The organism is Polaribacter litoreus (assembly GCF_054584775.1).
Genome location: NZ_JBTLRD010000004.1, coordinates 128225 through 141956, shown reverse-complemented (window position 1 = coordinate 141956; position 13732 = coordinate 128225). Strand labels below are relative to the sequence as shown.

6 protein-coding genes are annotated in these 13732 nt (G+C 32.0%); all 6 read right to left on the bottom strand.

Features of this window, described 5'->3' with window-relative positions; all coding sequences use genetic code 11:
• Window positions 1-16: 16 nt before the first annotated feature.
• Window positions 17-3202, bottom strand: coding sequence for a SusC/RagA family TonB-linked outer membrane protein (locus tag ACW9UN_RS04400; RefSeq protein ID WP_459484241.1), 3186 nt, complete (start codon window positions 3200-3202; stop codon window positions 17-19).
• An 815-nt stretch (window positions 3203-4017) separates the two neighbouring features.
• Window positions 4018-6966 carry a DUF5060 domain-containing protein gene (locus tag ACW9UN_RS04395; RefSeq protein WP_459484238.1) on the bottom strand — a complete coding sequence of 983 codons (2949 nt, stop codon included), beginning with the start codon at window positions 6964-6966 and terminating at the stop codon, window positions 4018-4020.
• Between the two features lie 57 nt (window positions 6967-7023).
• Window positions 7024-8040, bottom strand: coding sequence for a nucleoside hydrolase-like domain-containing protein (locus tag ACW9UN_RS04390; RefSeq protein ID WP_459484236.1), 1017 nt, complete (start codon window positions 8038-8040; stop codon window positions 7024-7026).
• A gap of 5 nt (window positions 8041-8045) precedes the next feature.
• Entirely contained in the window at window positions 8046-9650 is a 1605-nt protein-coding gene (locus ACW9UN_RS04385; RefSeq protein WP_459484234.1) for a glycoside hydrolase family 43 protein, read from the bottom strand.
• A 7-nt stretch (window positions 9651-9657) separates the two neighbouring features.
• The gene (locus tag ACW9UN_RS04380) at window positions 9658-11352 is read right to left on the bottom strand and encodes a 3-keto-alpha-glucoside-1,2-lyase-like domain-containing protein (protein WP_459484232.1); all 1695 of its coding nucleotides are present in this window, start codon (window positions 11350-11352) and stop codon (window positions 9658-9660) included.
• A 268-nt stretch (window positions 11353-11620) separates the two neighbouring features.
• Window positions 11621-13708: a hypothetical protein gene (locus ACW9UN_RS04375; RefSeq protein WP_459484231.1), complete on the bottom strand. Its 2088-nt coding sequence runs from the start codon at window positions 13706-13708 to the stop codon at window positions 11621-11623.
• Window positions 13709-13732 lie beyond the last annotated feature (24 nt).

Genomic DNA, 13732 nt, shown 5'->3' with positions numbered 1-13732 from the left:
TTCTGTGTTTTTTTTATTAAAATGTAGCTGTTAAACCTAAATTGAATTGTTTTGTAACAGGATAGTTTCTAACGTCAAAGTTTGTGCCCTCAATATCAACTGGTAAATCAGACCATAGCCAAAGATTTGTACCATTAAAAAACACTTTTAAACTTTTTAAACCTGCATTTTCTACAAATGCTGTTGGCAATTGATATCCTACTTGTGCTGCTTTTAATCTTAAAAAAGAACCATCTAAGGTATTAAAGTTTCCATTTGAAACATTTGTTCTTTGATATCTTAAAGCTCTAAATGTTGGGTTTGCATTGTTATATTCTGGCGTAAACGTACCGTCTAAATAGTTTTGATAAATTGCTGGTGCATTAAATGCAAACTCACCTAAATTAACGTTTTGTGTAACGTTATACTGACCGTAAAAGTTTAAGTTAAAACTAAATCCTTTATAGCTACCTCCAAAAATAAAGTTATAGGTATGTTGAGGTCTATTAGGAAAACCAAATACAGTACTATCATTAACATCAACAATACCATCTGCATTAAAATCTACTAATCTAAAATCACCTGGTAAGAATAAATCGTTATTAGGACCAAGTACACCTGTGTAAACATCGTCCCAAGATGTAACGATTTGATCTTCTAAAATACCTCTATTCTGACCAATTTGAAAACCTGCTTGTTGTTGATAATCTGGCGTTAATGCTGGATCCTCTCTAAACACAATTTCATCTTTAGCATAGGTATGGTTAATTGTAATATTATAATTAAAGTCTCCAATATTATTTTTATAGGTTGATGTAAACTCATACCCTTGAATTTTTACAATTCCAACATTAGCTACAGGTGGTGTAGCACCAAAGAAATCAGGAACTTGTCTTTGACTTGGTGGAATTAAAATATCTTCTCTACGTTCTCTAAACAGATCCATAGATAAAGTTAATTTATTATCAAACAATCCTAAATCTATACCATAATTATGTTTTTCTGAAGACTCCCACCTCAAATCAGGATTTCCAATTACAGCCTCTCTAATAAAGGTTGGTCCAAAAATAGGAACGTTATTACCAAAAGTTTGTTGGTTATCAAAACCACCACCAGCTCCACCAATGCCAAATTGAGTTAGATAAGGAAATAAAGGAACATTTCCAACTCTGTCGTTACCAACAAGTCCTCCTGAATATCTTAATTTAAGTTGATTAACATAAGGTTTTGCCAATTCAAAGAATTCTTCATTATGAACATTCCAACCTAAACCTACTGCTGGAAAAAAGTCATATCTATAATCTGGACCAAAAAGGTCTGAACCGTTGTAAGAGCCTGACAACTCAATATTATATCTTTTATCATAATTATAAGTGATTCTTCCTGTATAATCTTCTCTCTTAATTGGAAAGGCAGATTGAGTATAATTTTGTCGACTCTCTCTACTAAATAAGGCAAGAGCACCTACATTATGTTTGCCAAAATCTCTATTATAATTCAAAGTAAATCTTCCTAAAATATTTATTGCTGTATTATTAGCTGCACCTCCGTCAATTACTTCATTTTGATACACTAATGGATTGTTGGTATAATCGAATCCATCTGTATCTGTATTAGGGAAGAAATACTCAGTATAATCTTCAATATCTAATGTTGGATCGTTTAACAAATAATACTCAGGATCTACATATTTGGTTAAAACTCCATCATCAATTATACCTCGCCCTCTTGTTCTTGTATTTACATCATAGGCAAATTCTGCTAAAAATGATAACCCAGGAGTTATAAATTTTAAATCTTGATTTAATTTAAGACCTGAGTTAAACTCGGATCTGTTTCTAACATCTAAACCGCTAAAATTTAGGTCTGCATATTCATTGGCTCCTAACCTTTCATATTCAACACCTGCTCCATAAGTACCATTTTCATATTGAACAACTGGATGTGTCCAAGGCTTAGAGTATACACCAAACCAAACATTAAATTGACTTGCTCTAGACAGCTGTTGTCTTCCATAAATTCCAGAAAAATTCACAGAAAGTTTTGTTGTTTCCGTAAGTTTAAAATCTAAATTAGACCTGTAGTTTAATCTTTTGTAGTTAAAATCTGGATCATATCCTTGCCCAAGATCTTCTGTTGCAAATATATCGCCATCATGTAAAAAACCTAAGGCACCATAATACTTTAAGAAATCATTACCACCTGAAACACTTACATTTACTTTATATGATTGTGCAAAATCATTTAGCATTAAATCTTGCCAATCTACATTTGGATATGCATAAGGAAATTGACCTGACTGAATATAACCTAGCTCGTCATCAGTAACATAATCTGACCAGCTAGAAGGGTTTGTAGCTAGCTCTCCAATTATTGCTCTATTTCTTGCAAGGGTGCTCGTATAGCCCTCTAAAACTTTTGGTATTCTTGAGATTGTTTTAATAGAATAATTAGAATCTACTCTAAAAACAGCTTCTCCTGTTTTACCTCTTTTGGTAGTAATTAATATAACTCCATTTCCTCCTTTAACCCCAAAAACAGCTGTTGCAGAGGCATCTTTTAAAACAGACATTGTTTCAATGTCATTAGGATCTATTTCATCAAAAGCTCTTTCAATACCATCTACTAGTACTAATGGTCTTGCATCTGCATTATTAAATGTAGATTGACCTCTAATTAAAATCGCAGAATTTTGACCATAATTACCATTTGGTGCACCTCCAGGAATACCTGTACTTTGTAAAACAGTTACCCCAGGTATTGCGCCACTTAAAGCATCTGTTACAGTAGGTGTTGTTCCTCTTTGCGCTAGTACTTCACCATCTAGCTGAGTAATAGCTCCTACAACGCTTTCTTTCTTTTGTTTACCATAGCCAACTATTACAATTTCATCTAATTGACCAACATCTTCTTTTAATACTACGTTTAAAACTTTAGAAGCTGTTACTTTTATTGTTTTTTCAGTATAGCCTAAATACCTAAAAACTATTTCATCTCCTAAATTTACATTTAAAACATAATTACCGTCAAAATCTGTTAAAGTTCCACTTTGCTTACCCTTTACAGTAACGGAAGCTCCTGGCAGAGGATTCCCTTGATTATCTGTAACTGTTCCGCTAACCTTTGCAGATTGCGCAGTTATAACCGAAGATACTAATAATAACAAAATTAAAAACGCTTCTCTGTAAATACCAGTTATTAAACCTACTTTTACCTTACTCATTTGATTCTTGTTTAAAATTGGTGATTATTTCTTTTTTGATTGATAATTTCTTCATTTTAATTTCAGCCATTTAAGTTAGTAATATTCTCTAATGTTATTTACACTAAAACTTACATAATGTTTTTATAAGTTTTTTTGATATGATTTTTTTGATTGAATCAACTATCTAAATAACACTACAAATATTAATTTTGTGTTAAAAAAGCTTAAGCTCAATAGTGCTTTTTTGTTGTTTTTTTGACCCATTTAGAATGATTTTTCGCTTTAAATTAGGAAATATTATTTCTTAAGCCCCTAATTTTAAAGCATCTTTAAAAACTTAACCCTATAATTGATCTTATCACAAAAAAAACCATTTTAAAAGAATGAACTTATACCAATGCACAAAAAAATAACTATAAATTAAGAATAGCATCATTAAAATATCAGGTAATATATTTTACCAAAATTCTATAAAATAAAGGGATAATTCAGTCATTTTAGTACACTAACAGCTTTTCATAAAAAGAAAAACATATAAACTATTATACGTGTTCAATATATTACTCCTAAAATTCGGTTTTATTGACTATTGGATTTATATAATCAAAAAGGCTGCAATTAAAACTAATAGCTTCAGAAGTTAGAAAAAGTTACGCTTATAAATTTAAAAACTAAAATTCTCATATAGAGTTTTGAGAGCTGTTTAATAGTTCTACCAAACTGATATGCTTAAAATTAGCACACATTATAAACATAAAATCAGCTTAAATAAATAGAATTCAATCAAAACGAACTTTTCGAGGTTTAGAAAAATGAAGTAATAACTTACTGAGCTATTTTCTCACAACCAGAACCACCCAGTCTTTTTGAGTTTTATCAGGTGATTCTCCTAAAGCTACAGTACTACCTCCCCTAACTTTTTTCACTTTAGACTTTTGTAAATCACCTCCTTTTTTTGGATTAAACCAAAAAACAGTAAAGTTACCTTTAGCCTCCGACAAATCTAGGTTTATAGTTTCTACTGAATTCAAATACACAACATAAATTTCATTCTCTTTTGCTAAACAATATGCAGTGCTTTTGTTTTCAGAATTGCCTACCAAATCATTTCTGTTTTCCATTTCCCAAAAAGGAATCTTATGATCTAAAAAAAAGTTTTTTGCAATGGCAGCTTGATTCCAAAATAAATCTCTTGAACGATAATCTTCGCAAGTTAAATCTGAATGTGCATGTTTGTATCCAAAATACCATTCATTTCCCCAGCCACCTGCCATAAAAGTTGCCCATAATGCATTTTTACGTGCTAAATCATGATCTGGATCATCTGCATCTGGCATTAAGGAATGTTGTGCATCACCAGGTTCATCAACAGCTACAGCCCATTGTTTACCAGCTTCTTTAGATAATTTTAACCACTTTAAAACATCTTTATGAACCATTCTAAAATCTGCGTGATGAGTTTGTATAGAAGGCCCAGTTATTGCACTTTCTTTGCCTAAAACATCATTGTATTGAATTCCATTATGAATGACAATATGATGATTGTAAGGATCATTATCTTTAAAATATTGAGCCATTGCCAAACGTTGTGCAGTTTCTTGAGGTGGTGTAGGGTGGTTTTTAACCCACTCTCCATTTTCTTCACCTAAATTCCAATTTAATGCCAAATGATGTCCAAAACGCGCAATTAATTCTCTGTAATATAATTTGCTATTAAAACCTACGCCTCCATTGTCTAACAAACCTTGGTTTTCCATTTCTAAGGTTTTAAAATGTAGAAACAATCCGTTTTTTTGTGCGTGAGCAAAAACAATTTCCCATTGATCTGTTTTAGAAACATCAATTCTATCATAGGTATCATAATCTACATAAGGAAATACGTTTTGATCATCGCCTTTTATATTGTTGGTTAAAAAAGAGACAACATTTAAGTCTTTTGATGCCAAATAATTGATTGCTCCAATAATTGCTTTTCCTTTGCCATCCCTCCAAGTTGGGTTTCCTTTTTTCCAATCTTGTACATGTGCTTCCCATTTTTTTACCAAATTGTCTTTATGACCATCATTATGAAAAGTACCGTCAAAATCGACAAAAGACAAAAAGTTTTCTGGTGCATCTGGCCCTTGTTTTAAGAAATATTCTCCAGTTTCTGCAAATTGCAAATAGCGTTTGCCAACATAATTTAATCTTCCTTTGCTTCTAAAATCTCGTCCTGTTTTATCAGTTGGTTTTACTGTAAAACTTCCTGTAGCTCCATCCATAAAACCTGCTGAAACACCCGATTTCTTTTTGGTACTTACAGCTACCCATCTTCCTTTTCTAAAATCTACTTTATAAGTCCATTCTCCAATTTCATCTGGAGTAAAATTTACTTTCCATTTATTTCCTTTGTCTGCTCCTGTTTGTCCTGCTTTACCATCAGCAGCAAAAAAACCAGGTACAACATACTTTTTACCTGATGCTTTGTGTATAAATGTGGTATTGAATCTGTAATTTACAAAAGGATTGTATGTGGCTTTTTCTGAAGTTTCTGGTCCATCAAAAGTTAATGTAATTTTATGCCATTTTTTTAGTTCTTTACTAATTTTTACCTCAACATTTTTGGCAGTTTCTGCTTTAAAACTTTCTATTAAATTTTCTCCTTGCCCAATTGGTAAAATTATCAAAGCTCTCCATCTTCCTCTGCTATATTCTTTACCATCTGCACTTGCAACAAAACCCTGTATAGAGATTTCATCTCCATTATTAATCTGAACATCAGAAAACGATTTTGCATATTGTGCTCCTTCTTCAAAAGGCTCAATACTTAATGGTAAACGAAAATTACCTTGTTGATGATTATTGACTTTTAACGTAAATCTTGATTGCCCATCATTTTCGCCAACCCCTAATAAAACTACATCAAACAAACCTGATGCTCCAGCATATTTTAACGAAGCAGTGGCATTTTTGTTTTTATTTGGGTTAATTGCCAACCATTCGTTATTCTTATAAAAACCTGTGTTTTTAAAATTAAAATCAGTTGCTTTTAAAATAGTTGCTTTTGGATAGGCTTTTTTGGTTTGGTTGATTGTAGATACTTTATTTTTATTTTTTGATTTCTTTTTTCCTCTTGGATTGTAATTTTTATCATTGGTCATTAACCATTGATCCATTTCAAAACCATCTTCACGCATACTAAATTGTATTTCGTGTTCACCAGCTTTATCAATATCTAAATAAATTAGTCCTGCAACCCCACAATGTACTTCTTTGGTGCGTTGTTTGCTTTCCCAAAACCATTGTCTTTTTCCCTCACACCACTGCATTCTTTTACCAGATTGTGGCCAATTTCCATCTAAACCAACGTGAATTCCATTGTCTTCTGAACCTGTACTAAATGCTTTTACCCAAATATAGTATCTACCAGGAGTATTAATTTTAACTTTGTAATGCAATACACCAATTTTGCCAGCATCACCTGTAAAATTAACTCCGTTTGTAAGCTTATCTTTGTGTGTTACTCGTGTATCTGGAAGCAACTCAATATACTTTTTATTACTAGCTGTGGCAGCATGAGTTGGATCTGGATCTTGTAACTTATTTTTAAATTCTGGGGTAATTACATACCATTTTCTAACTCCAGATTTTGTTTGTTTGTAAAAATCTTCTGCCTCTACTTTTAAAAAACCATTTTTTTCTTCAAATACTTTATTGGTTTTTGTTTGTGCTTGATGTGACAGTACAGAACATTTAATAAATACACCAAGTAATATAATTTTGAATATGCTCTTTGATCTCATAAGTAGTATTTTTGGTTGTGATTGAATGTAATTTTAGGTGTATAAAAAGTTTAAGAACTATTTATTTTCGGCACTTTTAGAACGCCTTAACAATTCGTTATGAATATCTTTTGAGTAATCTTTAAACTTTTTTTCGTTTTCTTTTTCTTTGGATGGTTTGTTGGTTCCATTGCTTGCAATATCATTCAAACTTACGCCCCAATTTGATAATAAAACCCAATAAGTTGCTGCATCTGAATGATCTACACTATTGTGCACAAATTTCCCCTCAATAAATAGTTTGCCTAGTGCACTTGTGTTAAATTGATCGTAATATTCCTTTCCTTTTGGACTTCCTGTTACAATTCCGTGTTGACCTATAGCACCACATTCGAAATATTTGATAAATCCATTGAGTGCCATTTCTTTCATATAGGCACAAGCTTTTGCATCTTCTCTACAATTGGCAACATTTTGAGGCGCTTCTATACTACCTTGATGCAATCCTGAATTGGTCCAATGCGCAATAAAACGAACTTTGTGTAAAGTATTGTATTTTTTGTTTGCCAAACAATAATTTACAAAGATTGCTGGCTCTGTTAATGAACCCCAACACAACACATTTATAATATCATCTTGACTGTCTACTTCGTCTAAAAAAGCTTTTGTACTAGTGTATTTTTCTAATGATGTATATGTTTTTTTAGATTGATATCTTTCTGCTGATTCTTTAATTGAAGACTGGATATACGATATGGATTCTGGATAACCTCCAATATTTTTATTCAAATGAACAACATCTTGTTGATAAGCTTTTCCAAAAAAAGTATTTGCCCAATCTGCTTGATTTGGCGTGAATTTATGTTGACCCCTATGTGTACTTCCAACAACTACACCTCTGGTATCAAACATATTAGCCATTAATAAATAGCCAGCCATTGCAGATACATCATCAGGATCGTTAATAGTACCCATATGATTATTTCCTTGTAAAGTTGGATCTGTCATATCTGTAAAGATCCAGACTTTTGGTTTTTGCGCTGCTATTTTTGTGACGAATAATATCGAAAAAAACAGTATACTAATTTTTTTCATAAATGCTATTTTTTGCTGTATTCAAACCAATTAAATTCAGCAGTTTTTTTAGATTTTTTACCATTACTTGTAGCATACATACCCACATAAGGTCCATTAAACCCTAAAGCAACTTCATCTGCAATCATTGTTAAATCTACATCTTTTGCCAAAACTGTATAGCTGTTGTTACTAATTCCATAACTAAAAGTAGCTCTAATATTATCGCCCTCAACTTTTACAAAAACATTTTTTTCGTTGAAAGGAACTCTTTTAATTTCTGTACGAACTCCTCTTTTGGTAGCTATTAAAATTAATTCGTTTTTTTGTTTTACCAATTGAATATGATTTTTACTATTTCTGTATAGCACCAAACCAGCTTGTTCATTTTCTTTTTTTGATGAAAATTTAAAACTTGTTGAAGCTTCAAATTGATGATGTTGGATTCTTTTGCCTATGTAAGATGGATTTACCAAGCTATCTAGAACTTCAGGCCTAAGTGCTATACATAACTTATCATTAGTTAAGTTGTGCCATTTTGTAAACGGTGTTCTTATAAAATTCCATGGTAAAGCTAGTTTATCACCAGAAAATTCATCTCGTTTTGGAATTGGTTTTACAGGTGTCCAAGGTAAATTTGGTCTTTTTTGTGATTCTAATAAATGGCCAACACCAGGATTAAAAACGGGTGTTAAAAAATTGTCTTGTTTCTCAAATTTAACCGGAGTTAAAAATGTTTCTCTTGCTAATAAAGAATACCCTTCTTTTTTACGTTTTCCTAAGGTTACTGCCCACCATTCTCCATTTTGAGTTTCAACCAAATCTGCATGACCAACAGAATGTATGGGATAATCTTGCCCTAAATTTCTATGCGTTAACACAGGATTTGAATGATTAGGAATGTAAGGTCCCCAAAGTTTATCACTATGATGTACAGTTACAGAATGGAAAAACCCTGTACCTCCTTCTGCTACCAAAAGCATGTATTTGCCTCCTATTTTATACAAGTGTGGCCCTTCTGTCCAACGTGCATTTTTTGCATGCCCATGAGTTAATTGCTGTCTTTTACCAATTAATTTTCCTTTTTCTAAATCGAGTTCTTGCATCCAAGCTCCATTTTTTTGTGGCCAATCATTTATGTTAGTAATATTTGCATGTCCTGTGTAATAGACTCTGTCATCATTGTCCCAAAACAAAGAAGGATCTATACCTCTAGAACCCAACCAAACAGGATCTGACCAAGGACCAGCAGGTTTTTTTGCGGTTACATAAAAATTACCATCGCATTTTACACAAGTAGTAATGAGGTAAAAAGTACCTTTATGATGCCTAATTGTAACAGCATAAATTCCTTTAGAATCTCCTAAACCTTTTGGTAAAGGGATTTGATCTGGTCTTGACAATCCATAACCTATCAATTCCCAATTAATTAAATCTTTACTATGATGAATTGGCATACCTGGAAACCACTCAAAACTTGAGTTTACCATATAGTAATCTTCATCTACCCTAATTATAGATGGATCTGGATAGTAACCAGACAAAATTGGGTTTTTAAAGTTTTCTGGATTCGCTTGGGAAACCACTTGAAGTGTTAAAAATAATATTACAAACTGTACTATTCTTCTCATTTTATACTTATTTTAATTCTCTTATTTCTATATCTTTAAATGCAATCTTATTTTTAGAGTTCATGTGGCATTGTAGGGCGATTTTTCCTTCTAAACCTACTTTTCGGTTTTTATGAATATCATCATCTAAAATCCCAGAACCATCGAAATCTGATACCACAACGTTATTTACCAATGTTTTTATATGAGTACCTTTGCAAATAATGGTTAAATCATTCCAGCCAGTTCCCTCATTTTCTTTGTAATAAATTACTTTTTTGGGTTTGTGTACTTCCTCATCAATTTTCCAACTTTCTAAACTTGGGTTTATCCAACGTGTGTAACCTCTGGTTTCATCGTAAATGAAACCATTTGTCCAAGGTTTGTTTGGATTTATATCAACTTGCGGCCCATCCATCCAACCTTTGTGAACCTTTTTACTTATTGTAGTTTTAGCAGTTTTATCATACCTGCTTCTTACTTGAATACCACTATTTCCTTTATTTTCTGAAGATGCTTTAAACTTTAATCTCAACTCAAAATCATCGAAATCTTCGGTAGTTTGCAACCAAACATGACTATGACTATTGCTATGTAATGAATTGCTTACAATAGCACCATTTTCTACTTTCCAAAAGTTTTTAGCAACATCTTCTTTAGCTCCTTTAACCACCCAACCTTCTAAGTTTTTACCATTAAAAAGAGGTTTCCAGTTGTTATTAACAGAAAAAACTTCAGTAGTATTCAAATTGCCACCACCTTTATTAGGGCTTCCAGCAATAGCATAAATTTTATTGTTATGCACAACAGCTCCTCCACTATGACGTCCTCTATTTAATGCTGATAACTCAGACCATTTTGCGTTTTTTACATCTAAAAGTTGCGTAGTACTGTATGCTTGTTTTAAACGGCCTTCTCCCCCAATAAAAATAATATTCTCGTTTAAACTTACAACTCCTGCTCCTGCTGTTGGATGAGGCAACTTCTCTTTTAATGTATGCCATTTTTTTTCCTTAAAATCATAAACATCAACAAAAGGATTGGTTGCATTAAAGAAAGCTCCAAAATTATTTGGGGTATGGAAACTGGTATTTCTACCTCCAATACAATACAATTTATCATTCACAACAATTGCTGAAAAATGATCTCTAATATGTGGTGCTTTTGTTAAAATTTCCCACTTTTTTGTTTTAAAATCGTAACTATCAAAATAATTATTGGTGCCACTTGTATGACCAAAATCGATACCACACACCACATATAATTTGTCTTGATAAACTACAGCACCTGCACCACCTCTTCTTCTTGAAGCTGGTATTTCTGCACATTTTGTCCAAGTATCTTTTTCTGGGTGATATATCCAAATATGTTTCAATGGTTTTTCTTTTGGATATTGACCTGTCATGGCTCCAACCACATAAATGGCATCTTTGTAAGTTACGGCCTGAAAATGATGCATTTCTAAAGGAGGTTTCTTATTTGTTGTCCATGTATTATTTTTTGGATTAAACACATTTACAGGATTTTTACCTCTACCACCAAGTAAGTAGAATTTATTTTTATAAGCCACTAAAGAACTTTCATGACGCGCTTTAACGTTGCCTTCTGTATTGAGAGTTGTCCATTTATATGATGTAAAATCATCATTTTGAGCATAAAATTTGGGGTAAAGAAAAAAGAAAAAAAGAAAAAAAACGACTTTATTTTTAAGGATAGTATTCATTAACAGATTAAAATTTACTTATTTCTTAAACTTACTAAAATTAATTCAAACATTTTTTAAAGTAAAACATTATTAACCATCATTCAAATAGAAATAAAAAAACTTTTAACTTTTTAATACATTTAATAAAGTCGTTTAAAAAACATCCCCCAATATTTTCTTCAAATATTGTTTTTAATTGAATGTTTTCTTTACTGTATTGCTCTATTTTTTAGCGAAAATGTTTAAAGTCTTCAAAAGATAATTTTTTAAAAACATAAATACCTGCTTAATCAAATAGTACCCCCATCTCTTTAAATAGTGCACCGCCATTTAAAAAGTGAGCAGTTATCCAAAAAACAGTCCAATCTTCTACATAATTACCTCTAAATGAAGTTACATCTTTTGAAGTTAACAAATGCTCTTGTGTGTAATTGGTTTGTTGAGGTTGTTCTCCTTGGCTTCCATAGGCATCTATTAACTGCCCACAACTTAGAAACATTATTTTAGCCAACTTTTTTAATCTTTCATTTTTGGTATAATTGCCCAGTTTAAAAATATAAGGTGCCATAAAAACACCATACACATCTATATGCATATTTTGCACAGAAACTGCGGTCCATCCTCGGGTTTTAAAATTATGATCTCGCAAACGACCAGCAGGCAATTGAACATCCCAAAGATAAGTATAAGAAATAGCAACATTGCCAGCGTGTTTTGCCCACTCTAAATATTTTTTTTCTTGTGTTAATTCGTAAAGTGTTAAAAACCCTTGAAATGCACCAAATGCACCTTCTTTGTCTTCACAACTTGCATCTAAAGTACCACCCCAATAAACCTCTTGCATTTTTAAACTTCTGTTTGCATAGATGTTTGCTGCTTTTATAGCTGCTTTTTTATATATCTTATTGTCAAAAATATTAGAAGCTAAACTTAATGGTGCTATAAAAAATGCTTCATCTGTTGAAACTGGATTCCAATTTTTGGCTAAGATTCTTTTACTGTGAAAATCAGCTGCTTTTTGTAAAAATGTTTTCCACTTTGTGGGATTTAATCCTGATTTATCAGTAGCTAAAATTGCATTTACTACATTCAGCATGGTTTGTCCTTGAGATAAAATTTCAGGATTTTCTTTCCAAATGCGAGTACCCCATTTTTGTTGATTTGTGTGATACCAAGTAAACATCCCTTCTTCGTAAAACTGGGCTGAAGCCACAAAATCTAAAGATTTTTGCGCCATTTGTAAAGATGATTTATCTTGAATTTCATCTTGTAAATGCTGAAATGCAAAACCAGGTGCAGCAGCTTGACCAACCCAACCTAATACAATTGCTGGATTGTATTTTTTTAATTTGGTATCAAACTGATTAAAACCAGCGTAATTTTCACCTTCAATCCATCTATTTTTTGCAAACTGATATTTGCTTTTTATAATTTCGTTAAACTTTGGCAGGCCATCATCACTCAAATTAAAAATATCTAGTGAGGTTTTTATGGATTTTTGAAAACCTGTTCCTTTTTTATCAACTTTATAAGTTTCTAGATAGAATTCCTTTTCTATTATTCCTCCTGAAGGAATATTTAGGTAGGCATTGTTATAGTCTGCAAACATAGTTTGTTTGCCTTTACCTTGAAAAGCTTTAATTACACTTTGTTTGTTGTTAAAAGCACATGCACCACTTAATAAAGAAAGTACTGTACCATCCTTAACAGTTTTTACGCCTAAAGACCACCATTGGTCTTTTAAATTTGCAAATGGTACAGCTGTTGGTTTGCTATGCAATGCTGCTCCATTTAATTTCTTATTTCCCCACTCTAAACTTACAAATGGCATAGGAAAACGATGTTCTTCAAAAAAAGCTTTATCACCTATTTCTCCATCGTAAATAGGAGTTCTTCCACTTTTTTTTCCTGATGGATTTCCAAAATATAAAATACCTGGCATTACAATGCTTTTCCCTTTAGCAGGAGCAAGATATTGAATTGATAATGTGGTTTTGTTTAGGGGTTGATTACCTGTCCATTGAAATCTGCGAATACATTGAATACGACCTTTTTCTTCCTTGTAAGAATCACGAATTAACAAATCTCCCTCTGGAAGTTCTATTTTGCCTGATAAAATGATATAATCATTTACTTTTTCTAGCTTTTTAGGATTACCATACCTCCAATTGCTCATCCAATTATTCTGCCAATTTGTGGCAACAGCCCAAAAGCCAGAAGTTGGTGATTTTAATAAAATATTTCCTTTTTTATCTACAATTTCAATACTGTAAGCATTATCTTTTTGGATAACATTTAGGCTCGTTTGTTGTGCTTTGCAAAGTGATGTTGCAAAAAGTATTATCCACAGAAAATTGTACCTTAATTTTTGCATTTACAGTGTTGCCTTTTCTATTAA

Coding starts and splice junctions, on each gene's coding strand:
- ACW9UN_RS04400 (WP_459484241.1), bottom strand. CDS start 3,202: ATGAGTAAGGTAAAAGTAGGTTTAATAACTGGTATTTACAGAGAAGCG.
- ACW9UN_RS04395 (WP_459484238.1), bottom strand. CDS start 6,966: ATGAGATCAAAGAGCATATTCAAAATTATATTACTTGGTGTATTTATT.
- ACW9UN_RS04390 (WP_459484236.1), bottom strand. CDS start 8,040: ATGAAAAAAATTAGTATACTGTTTTTTTCGATATTATTCGTCACAAAA.
- ACW9UN_RS04385 (WP_459484234.1), bottom strand. CDS start 9,650: ATGAGAAGAATAGTACAGTTTGTAATATTATTTTTAACACTTCAAGTG.
- ACW9UN_RS04380 (WP_459484232.1), bottom strand. CDS start 11,352: ATGAATACTATCCTTAAAAATAAAGTCGTTTTTTTTCTTTTTTTCTTT.
- ACW9UN_RS04375 (WP_459484231.1), bottom strand. CDS start 13,708: ATGCAAAAATTAAGGTACAATTTTCTGTGGATAATACTTTTTGCAACA.